Genomic DNA, 16,777 nt, shown 5'->3' with positions numbered 1-16,777 from the left:
CGGATAAGAAGTGGGATACACATTAAAGAAAAAGCTCTCTTGCGAGAGCTTTTGGGCTATGTTTACTCTAGACTAGTTATTCGAACGAACTTTTAGAAGAGGGGTAAGTTACGCTAATAAACTAATTTAAAGTAATTTTGAATTCTTCAGATTCTTTTTCTTGAATCGCATTAATTCGACTACCGGGTTTAAACTTGCTATCAATAGTACCTTTTCGGATACGGAACAACTTAACTGTTGTCTCACACGGTTTAGTTTTATCCAGTGCTTCGTTATCAAAGCCAGTTAATTCACCCAACAGGATTTTATATTGGCCGCTAGACTCAGAGATTTCAGACTCAAAATTAACAAAATGTGAAGCGCCATTATTCGCTATACAAGTTGAGTTTAAGCTGATAAGTAACGTGGTATTTATGTCACTTTCCGGTTTCCACTCGACTAAAAGATCATCATTACGATTAAACTGTTCAGAAACAGGAGAGTAAAGTTTAATTGGAGTAGGAAGTCTAACTTTGGAGGTTAGCGTTTCATCTTCTTTATCTCGAAGAAACTCAAGAGTTAACTCAGTGTCTTTTTCGGTCGCTGTAAAATAGCCTTGATAATCGACATCAAATAAGTCGTCATCTTTTTCTAATTGTTTCTTTTCGTTTCCTAGTTTGGCAACCACACTATCACCTTCGGAAAGAATGATGTTTGCGCCAGAACTGTTGTTTAAATTGAACTCTGTAACAACACGAGATGTGTCACCATTTGAAGTAACGCGGATATCCGCCCAAATCCCTTCTGTTTTTACAATATCCGACTGCGTTGACTCGGTCGAGCAACCAACTAATGAGGCAATTATTATGCTAGTTGCGATAACGCTGAATCGCTTCACGAATCTTTCCTTTTCTTCAATATGTACAAAAATAGTGTAGCGCTATTTTAATGTTTCTAGAACAGGGTATTACAATTTATAACAATTTGCTTTTTAAATGCATGAAGCACTAAGTAAGTGGATATCTAAAAGAAATTATGTAAAGGAGACGTCCATGTCTCTAGAAAACGCCGATATACTATGTCGCAATTGTGTATGTAAAAAGGATGAGGCTGCAAATGATACGACTTAAATCAAATGGGGTGGCTTAATTCAGTATCTGGATGTAAAACAGCTCAGTTGTGTTAATAGTACCGACATAAACACATCATTTTTCTGTTACATCATTTGTACATATTATGGGTTCATTCAACTCATAATAAGGAAAGTGAACGTGAAAGACATCTGTAAACTTGCTGGTTTGATTTTGATTGGTATTACCACACTAAGTGTTAATGCCGGAGAGACAACACTTAAGTTATCAAAACCAAGCGGCCTGCCCTCACCGGTGGAGTCTGCTCGCTCGATAAATATTGGCTCAGTAGCCGACAATTTGTTTTCTGATCTGAGGAGCTTTGAGGTAGAAACTGAATCGGGTATGCGTCGTGATATTGCAGGCATGAGTAAAGTAAAAAGTATTTATGCGATAGACGTTGATGCCAAGCGAGTGTCAGCAACCTTTTCGGGAACAACTAACTACAAAGTAAAGTTGACGCTCAAGAATATAAACTTATATGCCAAGGTCAAATTTTCCGGCATTGATATCCTTTGCCCCAGCGTAACTGTGACGGCACGTTTAAATAACTTAGCTCCTACCGCAACATATAACTACTATACAGGGGCTTTGGAAGACCTTGCGATTAACTACAATCGAAAGGTTGATGCAAGTTGCTCAACGGGATTATTTTCCATACCAGGCGTAAGTATATTTGTTGATTACTTTGCAAGTGATTACGCAAAAGCGAAAGTTGATGATTTGATCAAAAGTAATTTAAGAAAGTTCAGTGAGCTAGAGCAGCCAGGGGCATTGTTTGGAATGCAGAAAATTTTAGCGGATAGGCGCGTATCTGCAAATATCAGCAGTGCTGAACGAGCGTTAAATATCGATATTGAAGAAACAATCGCTAACTTGGTTACAGGTATGAATATTTATATTGATTTAAAGCGTGATGCAAATGGCTATGGCAAACATTTTGCTCAAATTGGAGTGTACCAGAGTACTCCGACTATAAATTCTTCTTGGGGAGGTAACTTCAGTGTTGCTGCCAATGGTGCGAATCGTATAAATAAATACGCGTTAACAAGCGGTCGCTGGCATAGCAGTGATTGGACTCCAGGTATTTTATATGATGGGCAGTTTATCGGCGCGATTGCGTTTAATCGAGTATATGGCGTTGCGAGCTATATGGGCCAGAAACAAGTCACAATAAGTAACTGCGGTAAGGCGTGTGAGTAGTTTATATGTAGTAGCTAATGATAGAGCTAGGAAAGCTCTATCATTTTATAGACTTTCTACGAGAATTGCTTTTTGGTTTGCTACATAAATCCAGCATTGTTGTCCAGAAACAACAGTTGCCGAAATGCGCTGATATTCATCCACTTCGTACCCATCTGCATGAGCTAATTCAGCTTCCGTGATTAAAAATACAGTGCCCTCTACCTTATCCTCTGCATCACCTGTCGCGATTAAAATGGGATGAATGTCTTTTTGGCTACTGGCAATAACAGCGGGATCTGTTATTTTAGCTTGTCAATTTTAAATCCACAAAGTACCGCTTTCTCGCCTTCTAATCGTCTGCCGAATGTATCAAGTTGCACTTGCTCCTGCTGCAGTGTGCCGTACGAAAATAATGCTTGCATCACTTAATTCTAATCCGTTGCTCTCCTGTAAGTTTTAAGTCTAAGCTGCGACATTTTCATGGTCAATCAAGATCTTGCGGTCTACCCATATCGGACTGGCTATAATCGCATACGCCCTGAGGATAAATTTGTTTAAGTGTGGTGAGTTGTGTTGAGATATCTACATCCCCGTATATCCCTTGGGCGAGCGCCGCTTCAATCGATATTTTATGACACTTAAATATATCACCAGCCCAGTTTGCACCAGCTTGAATTCTGCTGGTAGAAAACATTGGATATCTGGCGGTACAAGTTCCTTGCGGCTGGTTATTCCAGATACCATTAAACACTGCGTTGCCGCTGGCGATGACTTTACCTTGTTCGTCGAAACACGTATCAGCAAGTGTCTTCGGTTTTGCGTCTGCAACGGATAAATTCGGCTGCGCTTTGAGATTGAGTAACCATTCATCCATTTTTTCAAATGCGAGTTGAGTTGGGTTAAACGCTTGATGTGCAACCCAAATCACTTGATTCTCTGGGGTTGAATCAGCGGCGGACATTCTCAATCGAGTATAAAATGAAGCAGACATATGATGCATATCTAACTCATTCTCAAGATAATGTCTGGCATCAATAATAGGGATATCAACCTTGCCAATAAATACCTGTCCAGAGCGATACGCTTTTTCCATCGCCGCAAGGCTGCCACTGTGCCTTGGTGCTATACCATTGTCATCTGGCGTGGTGATATTATGATTGCCCCAAAGAGTGAGCCAAATAGGTACTTTGTGGCCAAACGGTAATACAATTTCTTCTTGTTGCATTTGGTTTTGGGGCTTCCATCCGCCTATTTTTTTGTTGAGATCAATAAATTCAGCCATCGTGATCTGCTGAGCCTTTAATGCTTCTAGTCCATATTGAACGCCTTCGTTATCCCAAGTGCTTAATCCTAAGCCTGATTGATCCGTGCCAAATACGTTGGCCATGTCCTGCCAGTAACTCCAGTTTGTTCTCTCTACTACCTCATCCTCAAAAAAGGCCCTTAAAAACCCTTGCCTCGGATTATTAATAAAAGTAGATAATCCAAAGTAACCATTGATGCATTCACTATTGCCGTCAGGAAAGGAGGGCACAAACCCGGACATTAATTGGTTGAGTGGTTGTAAAAAACCAGCTCGTTGCGGAAAGTCGTTGATTGCATTCATGCCTTCAATATGGCGGCGGCGGGTCCAATCACGCCATGCTTTTCTGTCATTGGCTCTAAAGGTGAAGTAATTATTCAGTAAATCACAATCTAACGCGTAAGTGGTTTGGGTGATCATATCAGGGTAACTATAAAGTGGGATAAGGCCATCTAAGATCCCTTGGCTATTTTGTGCAATCAAATATTGAGCGAGCCCACCGCCAGAGCCTCCAATCCCAACTGTATAGAGTGGCTCTCCGTATAAACTCGTGAATTGCTTTTTCACCCGTCTTGCAGTGTCTTCGGCCAGTAACATATTGTAGGTGTAGCTGGTTTTATTGCCACTAGAGCTTATAACTGCGTAGCCAAGCTTTAACTGCTCTAGCTGTCTATCTATTACACGCTCCGGTTTTTGCCTACCTTGTCTAAAGCCAATCCCTGAACCGCCATTAAATTGGTAGATAAGCCGGTTATTCCATTGAGACTTAGCCTGTCTATCACCCACTTCGTCAACTGTAATTGGCATAACGATAGTGTAAATGAAGCGATTGATGGTGCCTTGCTCAACGCGTAACAGTAAGTTTGTGTCTATCGCTTTATTTCTTTCGTCTAGCGGCTTGATTTGGTTGTCAGAAGTTATCGCAAAGTAGCGTAAACGCGTTTTTGCCATGCAATCTTTACTAAAACCAAGTACTTGGTTTGATTGCTCATCCATCACCGGCACACCGAGTCCCGAGTGGTTATCTATTTCTGGTTGACCAAGGCCAGAGTCCAGAGTCATACAGTAAAAAGGATATTGGTTAGGGCCAGAGTATAGGTTGGTATTCGGACCAATATCTCCTAGCGCAATCGGAAATACGAAGGTATCGACGGGCCTGTTAACTTTTGAAATATGCGGATAAAACTCAAGAATAGGATTACTTTCGCTGCTTGCTATTCTTTCTACGCTGTAAATTTCTTCTTGCTCACTCGTTAGCCAAAACCAATAGCCACAAGCGCCAAGAACAATCAAAGATAATAATGTGATGAGCCAAGAAAATAAGGATTTCATATGAGCTCCTTCGAGTGCTAGGCAAATGGATAAACGGATATTATAAGTGTAGGACTAGATCATCGTAGTGTGGTTATTTGTTTGTTATTTGAACATGAAATTATTGCGTTGAGAATTAAAAATCATCGCCTAGGTATTTAATCTCAATAGCTTTAATTGTTTTATCTGGAACCCTTTCTAAGAGCGACTCGATACGCCTCGCCATAGTTTGGTTCGCGATGTTGTATCCCATAAATTGCTGCTCAGCATGAAAGGGACGCGGTAGAAAAGTGACCTCGAGTTGATGGCAGCGGATCATCTCTAAAGCCCACACTTTATCGACTAAAATGGCATCAACTCTGTTGTTATTGAGTACGCTAAAAAACTTTTTTCCGTCGTCGTGGTTTTGCTCATAAAACGAACGTCTGACAATGGCTGCGTTGATTTTTTTCAGCCCTTGTACAGCCGCTTCCGGGTAGCTGTAATCCTCTGAGATCATGACTCTTGGGGCGGCAAGTTGATAAAAGTCATCAGGGTTGCTGAAGCGACCTTGTTTTACTGCAAGAGAAAGCAGCCAGGTGGTGAATGACACATCGATAATTGGAAAGCCATCTGCCTCATCCACATGTAAGGTAAAATCAAATGTACCATCGGCAACGCCTGCTAAACAGCGACGATAAGGAAGTTCATGAAATGTCACTCGATAGGGAGTACCTATAAGTGCTGATTTAATTATATCAACCTCTATGCCCCGAACTTGTTTTTGCTCGTTAACAAAGCTGTAAGGCCACCACCGTTCAAAGCAAATGTGTACCGCACGACTATCCGTTTTTGCCTGAGTACAAATACTGGAGAGAGTTAGTAGCAAAATAAAAAAAATGCGCATCGGCAAGTTTGTCCTAAATTACCTTCTCTAAGCGTAATGATAGATTGGAAAAAGCGCAACAAAAGAACATATTATGACTGTTTTACGTTTATACATAAATCAATTCAATGTGGCCGCTATTAGCTGACCGTTGCATCCAGAAGTATCAGGCTATTCGTTATATCTTGTATGTAATAAAAATGATTATCATATCAATTGTATTTTGTGTTGCTGAAAATAAAACATTCGCTATAATCTTAACCTCACCTTAATCCTCAATCTAATTGTAAAACGGAGTTTTACCTTGTTAAGTGTGTTTTTTGTCGCTCTTCTGAGCCTTGCAATTACGTTAATTTACTGCACAAACAAGCATCAGCGCTTGTTAAAGCGACCACTGCCAAACAATGCTAGAACTGCTGGCTACATTCTTCTGGCAATTACATTCATTTTTGCAATACAAATTTTCACTGGTGCTGCGGTCGTATTTAGTTGGCTTATCGGTGTCATGGTACTTACCGCGCTTATTCCCTTCACCATTTTAATACTTTTTAGGAAATCACAATGAGCAGGTTGTCACATGCTGATAAAATTCAGCCTGACTGGTGGGGGAAGACACTTGCAGGTGTCATACTTGGCTTGGCACTAAGCTTTGGGATCGTTGGTCTTTTCGCTTGGGTGGGCAGTGATGGTTTGATGGAGACGTTAACTCCTGCGAGACAAAGTTGGCGGACTCAATTTAGTATGTGGATGATTTCTCCTATCTGGTTGCTCACTTTGAGTTTTGTTTTTATGTTCAAAAACTCAAAACAAGCAGTACTTTGGCTTGGCGGCGCTAATTTAGTTGTTTACGTTATTTTATTTGTTGTAAGAGGGATGGCATGAAGATCCGCGCCGATATATTAAGGATTTATCAAAGTGTACATACTTGGACGGGAGTAACGACCGGTCTACTGCTGTTTATCGGTTTCTTTGCTGGCGCTATCACCATGTTTGCAGGTAGCATCGACAAGTGGGCAACGCCTCCTTCTCACCATTTGCCTCAAGTCGATGCCAGCCAATATGATGCGCTTATCCACCGTGTATTTAAACAACATCCTGAAGCTCTAAGTGGTATCAATATTAGTTTCGAAGCAGACAATTCTCCAGTTAATTGGTATGAGCAAGGTGGCGCTCGGGGCTTGAGCCTTGATAAAACGCTCTGGCACGGCACTTTAAATGAAGCAGGGGAGCTTGAGGCGCATACCAGCTATATTAATGAACTATCATCACTAGTGGATTATCTTCACCGCAGTGCAGGCATTGCGGGGGAAATTGGCCATGATCAGGCAGGGGTTTATGTACTCGGTATTGCGGCAATTTTGTATTTTATTGCGCTTGTTTCGGGCGTTATTTTCTTATTGCCGAGCTTAGTAAAAAGCTTTTTTGCCCTAAGAGATAAAAAAGGCGCGAACCGTTTTTGGCTTGATACTCATAACCTAATTGGGATCACTAGCTTACCGTTTCATATTATTATCGCCATCACTGTGATTGTATTCGCATTCCACGATATTTTGTACGATGGGTTAGGTAAATTATATGGAGATAAACCTCTTTTTTCACGTCAAGCCCCCTCAGCTGTTGAATACAAGGTTGAAAACTTGCCAAGTCTCGACGTAATTTTGAAAAAAGCGAAAGACTACGCACCTGACTACCAAGTCAAAGGTATAACCCTGAGTCGATTAAATAGCGCCATGCCTTCTGCGTCAATTCAACTGTTAAGTGATAAACACTTGATGCGTGGACCTAAAACTGACTATTTGTTTATGAACCCTTACACATTTGAAGTATCGGCAAGCAGCGTCGCGGATGATGCGCAAGGGGTTTGGGGTGCGGTAGTGACCACGTTATTCGGTCTTCATTTTGGGAGTTACGGTGGTGAGTTTGGTCGTTGGGCTTATTTTATTATGGGTATTTTAGGCGCAGTGCTGTTTTATACGGGTAACTTATTGTGGCTTGAGAAGCGCCGTAAGCAAAAGCAGCCGGAGCAGTCAAAATCAACCCGAGTGATGGGTAAATTGACTATTGGCGTGGCAATGGGCTCATTACTTGGTGTAGCTGCCGCGTTTGCTGTAACAAAATGGGCCGCCTTGACCACAATAAACATCAATGTTGTGTATATGTGGGTCTATTATCTGTGTTTTGGTTTTACCTTGATTGCAGCATTCGTTATCGGTATGAGTAAAACGGCAATTTGGTCACAAAAGGCGATTGCCATTTTGTGCTTCTCGTTGCCACTGACTTCAGTCATTGCGTTTGCAATCCCAAGTCTAGGTATTTGGCCTGCGACAGCTTGGTCTTCTATTGGTTTAGAGTTAACTGCTATGATCCTAGGTTTTATTTTTTGGCGAATGGCAGATAAGACAAAGCATAGAGCTTACTATGGCGAAGCCAACAGCATTTGGTTTATTGGTCAGCATAAAACAGAATGTGAATTACAAACGCAGTCTGTATAAAAAACACGTAGAAAGGGGCTGGTAGCTCCTTTTTACTTACAAAGTGCCATCTATTTTTTCAAATCTGTTATCCTACTCGTTTTGCAATTCTCTACGGAAAAATTATGGAGCTTACAGCCTGGTTAAGCCTTGCTGCTATTTGTGTTTTTGGTGCGATGTCACCAGGTCCAAGTTTAGCGGTTGTCTTGCGTTATAGCCTATTTCATAGTGCCAAACACGGTATTGTCGCAAGCCTTGCGCATGGCTTGGGAGTTGGGATTTATGCCAGCCTAGCAATTTTAGGGTTGTCAGGGCTTATTCATCAATTTCCGATTGTATATCAATTTTTGGTTTACGGTGGTGCTGCCTACTTGGCATGGATGGGGATAAAAATCCTAATGAGTAAGAGCCAAGGGTTGGCGGTATCACAGTCTCAAGTGGCAACGTCGTATGGCAAAGCGGCACAGGATGGTTTTGCAATTGCATTTTTGAATCCGAAATTAGCTATTTTCTTCGTTGCGCTCTTTTCGCAGTTTATCGACCCAGAAAAGATGACTTTAACGGTAGGTTTTATCATGTGTATCACCGTGCTAACGATAGATGCGTTGTGGTATTTTATTGTCTCAATTTTGAGTGCTTCAGCAAGAGATAAATTCGATTTAACGGCTAAGCGAGCTGTGATTGATAAAATTCTTGGCTGTGCCTTTTTACTGCTCGCCATACGAGTGATTTACCAATCCTTATAGCCAATGTAAGCACTCTTGGCAGGCGCTCTATCTGTGCGCCCATCAGGAATGATTGCATAATATGCATAGGGAGCGGGGATCGCCAGTTCGCGCTTATCAAGCTGAACTAATCTAACCCCTTGCGCTGTATGTAGTTATGAAGAATAAATGCTTTGAGTTTTTCGTTATCGGTTTTATTCATTGCAAAGGATACGGCGAGCTCCAATGGGCTTGTCACCTTTATCGAGTGGACGTTTGCAAACAGTGGAATAGGGTCGGCAAGATATAATTTAGCTATCCGACTGATCACATTAATTTGGATTGCACTTGCTTGATAGGGAAAAGTATTAATCAGTCCACCGGATTGGGATATGGAGACCATGTTAAATGGCATCATTTGAGGGGACAATCTAAACCTGACCGGCGTTGATGGGCAGGTGCGCCAGCTTCGCGGTGCACTAGAGTTAGCGGCTTCTACGATATTAGGGGCTTCTAGGTTGTTGTCTAAAATCTCCATCAATGCCGATAGGTCGCTAAGTGGAAACTCGACCTGCTCGTTGGCATTTTTGGCAACGAGACTAAACTGAGAACTATTTGAAATACTCGCAAGTAACTTTTTAATCTCACTGAGCGTTTGCTGTTTTTGAGCCCTAGCTTCCGGCAATAGCGAGCTTGTAACGCGATTACCGGCTAGGGTTCGGTTAATGAATTGTAATTCTTCCTTCGTCAATTTCATGATTAAGCACATCCATTGGGTGGTTGATATTTATACAGCAAGGTTTATACCAAATTCCGCTTTGATTGCTACTGCGGCGTTTCTTTTTTAAGTACGGGCTTTGCAATTTGTTCAGCAGTAGACTTGTTGCCATTTAGCCTTCAAATAGGGCAATCTAACGTACCTAAGCGGCAATGAATTGCCCATGAAGCTGTACGTGTTATTTAAGAAAATGAAATATTTCCGTGTTCAGTGGCTATTGATATCAATTCATCGGCTGATTGTTGAAAATATTTATTTGGAATAATGCTTGCAAAGATCCCTCACCGAGATTGTTTTTTTAGACTTGCCCAATGCCAACGTTTTTAACTGGACATCAAGTAGCGCTCATAGAGCCTACTTCACTGAACTTTTCACCCTTAGAGCGAGATAAACTAGTGATCCCGAGCGCTCATAATCAGCTTACAGCAAATGATAATCACCTTGCTGCAGGTGGGGGTCGTGCTCACACCTTTAAACAAAACTTTATGAATGCCATGAGCAATGGCTCGGCTAGCGAAACGTCGCAACATGACAAAAATGAAGCGTTACTGCAGTTCCAATTTGCAGATCACGAAGTTCTATTCGACCTTACAAGCATCAACTCTCAAGATGAGGCTGCTTACGAAAAGCTCCGAGCGTTGTTGGCTGATATAATGACAGGGCCTGTAAAGGTTGATATCAGTAGTAAAGATCAAGCGCAGCAATTACTGTTTAAAAATTTAGAGTTAGATTTTTTAGCGTACAAGGAGCTCTCTGAGCGGCTGGAAATGTTAGCAAAGCTTGACCATGAAACTGAAAGTCAAAAAGCATTGGTGCAGCAAGATAGAGATCGCATTCGTGCGGTAATTGCAAGTTTACATGCACGCCTAGAAAAGGGCCAAGAGGCGTTACTTGGCGGAACAACATTAAAAGCGTTGGATGTAAATCGCAAAGATTTTGAGCTTGAATTAGATAGCCTATTTACCAGTGTTGGCTTTGATTCGGATATGCCTGTAACTGGCACGACTTGATTACCGTGATCATTATTGTTTGCTGGGATTTGTACTTTTTACCAGGTATAAAATGTAGTAGCCCATACCCGAAACTCACCGTTTAAAAAGAACGGGGCGAGACTTTACCTGACATACGCTTTGTGGAACAAAAGACGGCCGCCAACGTTACTTTTGTTCCACAAAGCGCACGTTCCACTAACTCGTTTATGCCCCAAAACAAGCTAGAAAATTTTGCTCAAAGGGCTTACAACACCGTTTGCGCCTTGCTGTAAAACATGGGTATAAATCTGAGTGGTTTTAACGTCTGAATGGCCTAACTGAGCTTGTACTGTTCTAATATCTGCCCCACTTTGTAACAGGTGTGTAGCAAAAGAGTGGCGAAAAGTGTGGGGCGTTATAGGTTTTGTTATTTGTGCTTTTTTGGCTGCCTCTTTAACCGCTTTACGTACTCCTGTTTGATGAAAATGATGTCGGCGGATCTCCCCAGTTTCAGGGTCTGCACTTAACTTATATGAGGGAAATAGATACTGCCAAGCAATTGACTTATTGGCGCTAGGATATTTTCTTGCTAGTGCGTTTGGCATCCAAACACCTGCATATCGTTCATTCTGGGAATCTAATTTTAAGTATTCATCAGCCTGAGCAATTTGATTTCTTAGCAAAGGTATAAGTTCTGTGGCGAGAGTAACCACCCGATGTTTATTCCCTTTTCCATTCCAGATCCGAATGCACTTGTAGTCAAAGTCAATGTCCTGAACTCGTAGTTGAACAGCTTCCATTACACGTAAGCCGCTACCATACATTAAGCCTGAAATTAAATAATATCGTTTACTTAAAAACGACATGAGACGTTTAACCTCCTCGGGGGTCATAACAATTGGCAACTTAGATTGGCGCTTGCTTCTGATAAACGTTAGATTGGGGCACAAATCCTGTTTAATTATTTGCTTATACAGAAAAGATAATGCATTTAACGCTGTCGCTTGTGTTTTAGGCGACACATTACGTTTAAGCACAAGGTAGTCGAGATATTCGACAACCTCGTTATCGCCCATTGAAGCTGGGTGACGCTTATCATGAAAATGAATATAGGAAGAAATCCACTTAAGATATGTATCAACTGTTCTGAGCGAATATTGCTTAGTCAGCATAAACTCTGCGATGTGGTTTAGAAATGGTGAACGAGTTCTCATTGAATTAGCTCTAAAAAGAAACTGTATTTATATACAGTGTTGGCGTATTTCTCTTATAGTCAAGAAAACGACCCACTGGGTCGTTTTCATCCTTTTCATAATGATGAAAAATATATCTGTAGCAACAAGTTAGTTATTGTGATAAAACTGGTACAATGAGAATAATGACCCATGACCCGGTAGATAAACGACCCATTGGGTCGATATTAAATTGTTAGAGCAATTTAATATCAATTATGGAACTTTGAATGATAGAAGATAATGATCAAGAGTTTGCGCCTGAGGACACTGAGGATACTGGGGATGGTACTCCAATATCGCATAGCAAAGGACGACGTGCATTTAGTAAACTGCGGCGCGAGCTGACTGATGAAGAGCTATCGTCTCCAGCAGTTCAGAGATTACTTCTGGACGACATAGAACGCTTGGAAAAGGAGAACGGAAAGCTTATCGATTACCAAGACTCATTTTACAAAGCCGATAAGAAATCAGCTGTTTTGGATGAAAAGCTAAAAACTAACGTAGCACAAGAGGTTGTCTTTGGGGTATGCCTTACAGTTGGCGCTGCCCTCCTCGGGTTTACTCCTTCATTATGGGTTCCTGATAAACCTCATGGGTGGATCTCTTTGGCTCTGGGTTTTGTATTGATTGTTGGCGGAGTCGTTTCTAAGGTGGTGAAACGATGAAATTTGAAATTCAGTCTATCGCAGATAAAGGTGTATTTGAAAAAGAGCGCCTCGTTTTGAAGGTAAGATCAGATGCAGATGTAGGCGATTACCTTGTCATACAAACAGGATTTAATGATGGAGAAGTGACTATAGGAACGTATCAGACCTATTGGTTTCCTTATAAAGCTGTTTCGTCTGGTGATTTGGTGGTGCTTTATACAAAGTCGGGCAAAGAAAACACGAAAGAGTTAAAAGGTGGTAGATCGGCGCACTTTTTCTATTGGGGGCTTTCTTCTGCAATTTGGAATCGAAAAGATAGGGCGCCGGTTCTTTTACATTCACCTGAGTGGATTAGCAAAAGCCCCGATGAGCTCTAACAAGCGCATATTGCCGGACTGGTTTTCCGCTGCGCTCCAAACCAGCCGCAAATGCGGGCGTTATACAGCCGACTATGACCAGTGAATGAAAGGTATATATGGATTTCCTGATATAGGGATTAATCAATGAGAGAGATCTATGGTGATTTTTATGCACATGAATATTTGTTTGGAAGAAGAGCAAAAGATATTTCAGGTAATATACTCTTGGTTGTTGGGCCGTCCGGATCAGGAAAATCTTCAATTTCCTCGATCCTAAATAAAATGCCTCAGTATGAAATCATAAGAAACTATACGACCCGGTATAAACGGAGCGATGATCGTTCAGGTCATTTTAGCTATATTTCGGAAGATAGATACGAGTCAATGATAAAAAATAATGACTTTATGCTTTTCTGTGAAAAGGAAAGGGGGATGTACGGTTACCTTGTTGAAGACATTTTCAGAGTTATAAATAAAGGATCTATCGGTATTTTAATGTTTAGGAACACAGGAGCTAAGGCTCTGTTGGATCTCCACTCCCATATAAAAACTGTATTCATTACTGCAAATCCAGCTGATTCAGCAAAACACTCTAGAGAGGAAAAGAACAAACCGTCAACTAGTAAAAATAGAGATGTTTTATTAAAGAACCAAGAGCTATTTGACAAAGCGGAAAAGAAATTAGTGATTGAAAATACGTTTTCTGGGGTGAGCGAGATGTTTACTATTTGTAACTCTATTCATGAGTTCGTAAACAATGATATGTGAGCACAAATCTAACCTTTGGAGGTTGCGAAGACAACAGAAACGATACGGAGTGTCGGGCGTTTTTTTTGCTAAAAAATCATGCTTGGCACACAAGGTGTTTTTTGAAATTCCCAGTCAATTGTCACAAAAAGTATTAGACGGTATTGATTGGTTTTCTTCTGACAGTCTACATATCACAGTTATCAGAGGAAAGTCTAAGGATCATCCCTTGGATTTAGAGTCGATTCAAGAAGCCGCACGCTCAATAAAGATAGATAGTGATATCTTAGCCTCATTTCAAGGTATCGAAGTTGGAGTGGATGGTGCCATAAGGGCGGCCTTCAAATTACTGGATATAGAAAGAAAAATTGATACTAGGACATTTGAACAATATTTTGCGAATTTTGATATTGATGTCAGGGTCCAATCTCATGCTTGGTGTACATTAGGGTGCATCGGTAAAAGTGATCTCACTGATGCGTCCTATATAAGCACAATAAAAAAAGAATTTAGAAAAATCGTTATCGACGATATATTAATTAATTGTGTCGATATAATTTATTACCAAGATATTAGGCTGTCTTCCTATCAGGTTATTAAAAAAATCATCCCAGGAAAAAGAAATGAATTGCAACTCTCAGTTTAAAGAAAATCTATATCTCAAGACAATTGAGTACAAACGAAGCATAGGCATTACACAATGGAGTGTGCTTTCTTTGTTTGTTACAGCTAGTTCAGCAATACTTGTATTTGGATTGAATCAAGAAAATGAATTAATGGGTCTGATAACAAGGCTTTTTGGTCTTTTGGTTTTGTCGTTAGGAATATTGCTCTATGGAAGATATAGAAGTATTAATCAGAGCGTATCGGATTACCTTGTAGATCTAGAAAGCGAGATTGGCTGTAATTTTCAGGAAAGGTTAAACCAGACAGTACACTCAGAATACTGGTCTACAAATCGAATACTAAATGCGGTTTTGGTTATATACGGCACATTGTCAATTCTTGTATATTTTTTATGAGGAAAATATGATTAAAAATGTAACCATTGATTTTTCTCATTGCGAGAGCGACTCAGTAGAAAATATCATACAGAACTTGGAGAAAAGATGGGGGCTATCGATAGCATCCTTTCTGCAAAGGGAAGATATTTCTAAAGTTCAGAGTGAAGTAAATAGATTTTTTGAGTACCTAGGGGGGCTTAGTAAATCGATTTCATCTGATCGCATGAAATACTTTGAATTTCTCTCCCCTGAGCAACTGCATGTTACACACATAACATTATGCAGAAGTAGTCCTACCGGCCCAATACAGAAAGAAAAGTTACTCACTCCTGGGCATAGTATCAAGGAAATCGCTCAAAAAGTTTCTGATGCTTCTACCAACATTGATGGCATTAAGGTATGCATGGATAGATTGGGGGTGTCTGAAGATGGAACGGATCTTTTTGTCGAGGGGAGATTGATAAGTACTACCTCTACATATCACGACAAGTTTATTCAACCAGTTTCAAACTCATTCGATAGCATCTCTAGATTGAGGTCTAGAAAACCTAAAATTGAAGAAAATCATATATTGCTTCATTGTACAGTTGCATTTCTGAAAAGAAAGCTGCCATTCAGTTACGAAAAATATTTAAAGTCGATTAATAGCTATTCCTTCGATTGTTTTGAAATTAATCTAAATAATATTTGTCTGGTTCATCATAGGTACCGGAGCTTTATGAAGCCTCACGAAGGCATAGCACGTTTTTACCTTGGGGGGAGAGGTGTCTCTCCTTCAATCGACGAGCTGCAAATTGGGTTGGTATAAATTTGTATAACAAACGCATGTTGTCGGACAGATTTTCCGCTGTGCTCCAAATCAGCCGCAAATGCGAGCGTTAGGCTTCCGAAAGCTAGTTAGGATAGGGATGATGAAATAAGTGACACTACTAATAAATATCGCTTTACTTATCTTAAGCTCAACAGCTGCTTTGAGTGCATTTGGTGGTGACACCTGGCATAAAGGAAATAAGCCTCTTTATTTGAGAATCACCCAAAGAGGTTATATTTCACTTTTATGTTTAACACTTACGTTGATTGTTGGTATCGCTAAGGAAGTTCATGAAACTAAAAACAAAATACAATCAGATCTGAGTCAGAAGAAGTTAGAAAGTGATCTTACAAACGCAAATAATACCTTGTCTAATTTACGTGAAACGCTTTCCAAAACTCGTGAGCAACTCGCGGAGCAAAACCGAATTACTCTGCTCTCTACTTTAGCATCAGGTTACCAGGCCACAGATTCTCAAATTAGTTTTACATTTAGAAAGCAAGGAAATAGTTTTTCGCAATGGGACGGAATGTCAAATCCACACACTTTTTTTTCACGAATAACGAAAGTGGCTGGCTTTGAAAGTTATCTTGACGCTCTAAAAGTAGTAATTGTAGGTTTCGGAGGTTTTTCGATAAGCTATGAAGACGAATTTAAAATTGGTCCAAATAATGATTATCTGTCTTTAGCGGGCAATGACCAATCGTCATCAATATACTTCCCTAAAGCTAAACTAGACAGCCATTTAATGAACCCAGCTAACATATTTGCAGAGCTACAGCATGGTGACTTTGGAATAGAAATATCGTTTTCTAAAGAGTTTGCTGATGTATCTGAGGCTAAAAAGTACTTCTCTAGCAAACTTCCAAACGTACAGAAAAAATGCTTTTCTAGAGTGAGTGAAGAGTTGGTATATTGCGGCATAGACGTGCCACCATCTTTGGGCGAAGAAATAGGTAATTTCTGGCAACAAGAGTTTATGCATGCTGAATCAAGTGCAATATTAAATGAGAAAGCGGGGATCACTATAAATCAGAAGTATACTTTGGATAAAGTTGACATCAGCAATAGTAAAGTGAATATTCGTTTTAAGCAGCGGGAACAACCAAAAACAGAATTTGGGATTTTATACATAAATTAGAGTGTCAGCCTAATCGGGTAGCCGAGGGTATCTAGCCCTCAGCCCCCACAACACCCTGCATGCGGGTCCGCACAGGGCGTTTCATCTAACAGATTACCCGTTTGGGTAATGTACTTTTATCCATCCGTCTCTGAGT

16 protein-coding genes and 1 pseudogene are annotated in these 16,777 nt (G+C 40.5%); 11 read left to right on the top strand and 6 right to left on the bottom strand.

The features are described 5' to 3' along the window. Positions 1–121 precede the first annotated feature (121 nt). Positions 122–877: a hypothetical protein gene (locus ABMY45_RS19915; RefSeq protein WP_010605259.1), complete on the bottom strand. Its 756-nt coding sequence runs from the start codon at positions 875–877 to the stop codon at positions 122–124. 373 nt (positions 878–1,250) lie between these two features. On the opposite strand from ABMY45_RS19915, the gene ABMY45_RS19910 reads away from it, so the two are divergent. Continuing rightward, the gene (locus ABMY45_RS19910) at positions 1,251–2,312 is read left to right on the top strand and encodes a hypothetical protein (RefSeq protein ID WP_174169342.1); all 1,062 of its coding nucleotides are present in this window, start codon (positions 1,251–1,253) and stop codon (positions 2,310–2,312) included. A gap of 45 nt (positions 2,313–2,357) precedes the next feature. Here ABMY45_RS19910 and ABMY45_RS19905 read toward each other — a convergent pair. From ABMY45_RS19905 to ABMY45_RS19895, 3 genes and pseudogenes are all read right to left on the bottom strand, one after another. Next, positions 2,358–2,716: pseudogene (locus ABMY45_RS19905) on the bottom strand (gamma-glutamylcyclotransferase family protein). Between the two features lie 62 nt (positions 2,717–2,778). Next, a complete protein-coding gene (locus ABMY45_RS19900; protein ID WP_349289388.1) occupies positions 2,779–4,929 on the bottom strand; it encodes a DUF6351 family protein in 2,151 nt (716 codons plus the stop codon). A 115-nt stretch (positions 4,930–5,044) separates the two neighbouring features. Further along, the gene (locus ABMY45_RS19895; protein ID WP_349289387.1) at positions 5,045–5,794 is read right to left on the bottom strand and encodes a transporter substrate-binding domain-containing protein; all 750 of its coding nucleotides are present in this window, start codon (positions 5,792–5,794) and stop codon (positions 5,045–5,047) included. 540 nt (positions 5,795–6,334) lie between these two features. Here ABMY45_RS19895 and ABMY45_RS19890 point away from each other — a divergent pair. From ABMY45_RS19890 to ABMY45_RS19880, 3 genes are all read left to right on the top strand, one after another. Beyond that, positions 6,335–6,655, top strand: coding sequence for a hypothetical protein (locus ABMY45_RS19890; protein WP_211865734.1), 321 nt, complete (start codon positions 6,335–6,337; stop codon positions 6,653–6,655). Further along, positions 6,652–8,265 (top strand): PepSY-associated TM helix domain-containing protein, encoded by a 1,614-nt coding sequence (locus ABMY45_RS19885; RefSeq protein ID WP_349289386.1) that lies wholly within the window; start codon positions 6,652–6,654, stop codon positions 8,263–8,265. The genes ABMY45_RS19890 and ABMY45_RS19885 overlap by 4 nt, the downstream gene beginning before the upstream one ends. Positions 8,266–8,369: 104 nt before the next feature. Beyond that, positions 8,370–8,990 carry a LysE family translocator gene (locus ABMY45_RS19880; RefSeq protein ID WP_349289385.1) on the top strand — a complete coding sequence of 207 codons (621 nt, stop codon included), beginning with the start codon at positions 8,370–8,372 and terminating at the stop codon, positions 8,988–8,990. 106 nt (positions 8,991–9,096) lie between these two features. Here the strand turns inward: ABMY45_RS19880 and ABMY45_RS19875 are convergent, their stop codons facing one another. Continuing rightward, positions 9,097–9,705: a hypothetical protein gene (locus ABMY45_RS19875; protein ID WP_349289384.1), complete on the bottom strand. Its 609-nt coding sequence runs from the start codon at positions 9,703–9,705 to the stop codon at positions 9,097–9,099. Positions 9,706–10,037: 332 nt separating this feature from the next. Between ABMY45_RS19875 and ABMY45_RS19870 the strand changes: the two genes are divergently transcribed. Then, on the top strand, positions 10,038–10,736 hold the full coding sequence (locus ABMY45_RS19870; RefSeq protein WP_349289383.1) for a hypothetical protein: 699 nt from the start codon (positions 10,038–10,040) through the stop codon (positions 10,734–10,736). 203 nt (positions 10,737–10,939) lie between these two features. Here ABMY45_RS19870 and ABMY45_RS19865 read toward each other — a convergent pair whose 3' ends face one another. Then, complete coding sequence (locus ABMY45_RS19865; protein WP_130165411.1) at positions 10,940–11,911, bottom strand: integron integrase; 972 nt, start codon at positions 11,909–11,911, stop codon at positions 10,940–10,942. Between the two features lie 248 nt (positions 11,912–12,159). Here ABMY45_RS19865 and ABMY45_RS19860 point away from each other — a divergent pair, with 248 nt between their 5' ends. From ABMY45_RS19860 to ABMY45_RS19835, 6 genes are all read left to right on the top strand, one after another. After that, on the top strand, positions 12,160–12,597 hold the full coding sequence (locus ABMY45_RS19860) for a hypothetical protein (protein ID WP_349289382.1): 438 nt from the start codon (positions 12,160–12,162) through the stop codon (positions 12,595–12,597). Beyond that, positions 12,594–12,956, top strand: a complete 363-nt coding sequence (locus ABMY45_RS19855; RefSeq protein ID WP_349289381.1) for a hypothetical protein — start codon at positions 12,594–12,596, stop codon at positions 12,954–12,956. Before ABMY45_RS19860 ends, ABMY45_RS19855 begins: the two co-directional genes overlap by 4 nt. 126 nt (positions 12,957–13,082) lie before the next feature. Beyond that, positions 13,083–13,706 carry a hypothetical protein gene (locus ABMY45_RS19850; RefSeq protein ID WP_206471910.1) on the top strand — a complete coding sequence of 208 codons (624 nt, stop codon included), beginning with the start codon at positions 13,083–13,085 and terminating at the stop codon, positions 13,704–13,706. Positions 13,707–13,755: 49 nt separating this feature from the next. Further along, the gene (locus ABMY45_RS19845) at positions 13,756–14,331 is read left to right on the top strand and encodes a hypothetical protein (protein ID WP_206471911.1); all 576 of its coding nucleotides are present in this window, start codon (positions 13,756–13,758) and stop codon (positions 14,329–14,331) included. A gap of 383 nt (positions 14,332–14,714) precedes the next feature. Then, positions 14,715–15,497 carry a hypothetical protein gene (locus ABMY45_RS19840; protein ID WP_206471912.1) on the top strand — a complete coding sequence of 261 codons (783 nt, stop codon included), beginning with the start codon at positions 14,715–14,717 and terminating at the stop codon, positions 15,495–15,497. A 112-nt stretch (positions 15,498–15,609) separates the two neighbouring features. Further along, positions 15,610–16,641 carry a hypothetical protein gene (locus ABMY45_RS19835; protein WP_349289380.1) on the top strand — a complete coding sequence of 344 codons (1,032 nt, stop codon included), beginning with the start codon at positions 15,610–15,612 and terminating at the stop codon, positions 16,639–16,641. Positions 16,642–16,777 lie beyond the last annotated feature (136 nt).

Source organism: Pseudoalteromonas sp. XMcav11-Q (assembly GCF_040104525.1).
GTDB lineage: Bacteria > Pseudomonadota > Gammaproteobacteria > Enterobacterales > Alteromonadaceae > Pseudoalteromonas.
This window is presented reverse-complemented; position numbering and strand designations above follow the sequence as displayed.

Excerpts from the sequence above, each read along its gene's own strand:
- ABMY45_RS19900 (WP_349289388.1), bottom strand. The coding sequence starts at position 4,929 with ATGAAATCCTTATTTTCTTGGCTCATCACATTATTATCTTTGATTGTT.
- ABMY45_RS19895 (WP_349289387.1), bottom strand. The coding sequence starts at position 5,794 with ATGCGCATTTTTTTTATTTTGCTACTAACTCTCTCCAGTATTTGTACT.
- ABMY45_RS19890 (WP_211865734.1), top strand. The coding sequence starts at position 6,335 with ATGAGCAGGTTGTCACATGCTGATAAAATTCAGCCTGACTGGTGGGGG.
- ABMY45_RS19885 (WP_349289386.1), top strand. The coding sequence starts at position 6,652 with ATGAAGATCCGCGCCGATATATTAAGGATTTATCAAAGTGTACATACT.
- ABMY45_RS19880 (WP_349289385.1), top strand. The coding sequence starts at position 8,370 with ATGGAGCTTACAGCCTGGTTAAGCCTTGCTGCTATTTGTGTTTTTGGT.
- ABMY45_RS19875 (WP_349289384.1), bottom strand. The coding sequence starts at position 9,705 with ATGAAATTGACGAAGGAAGAATTACAATTCATTAACCGAACCCTAGCC.
- ABMY45_RS19870 (WP_349289383.1), top strand. The coding sequence starts at position 10,038 with ATGCCAACGTTTTTAACTGGACATCAAGTAGCGCTCATAGAGCCTACT.
- ABMY45_RS19865 (WP_130165411.1), bottom strand. The coding sequence starts at position 11,911 with ATGAGAACTCGTTCACCATTTCTAAACCACATCGCAGAGTTTATGCTG.
- ABMY45_RS19860 (WP_349289382.1), top strand. The coding sequence starts at position 12,160 with ATGATAGAAGATAATGATCAAGAGTTTGCGCCTGAGGACACTGAGGAT.
- ABMY45_RS19855 (WP_349289381.1), top strand. The coding sequence starts at position 12,594 with ATGAAATTTGAAATTCAGTCTATCGCAGATAAAGGTGTATTTGAAAAA.
- ABMY45_RS19850 (WP_206471910.1), top strand. The coding sequence starts at position 13,083 with ATGAGAGAGATCTATGGTGATTTTTATGCACATGAATATTTGTTTGGA.
- ABMY45_RS19840 (WP_206471912.1), top strand. The coding sequence starts at position 14,715 with ATGATTAAAAATGTAACCATTGATTTTTCTCATTGCGAGAGCGACTCA.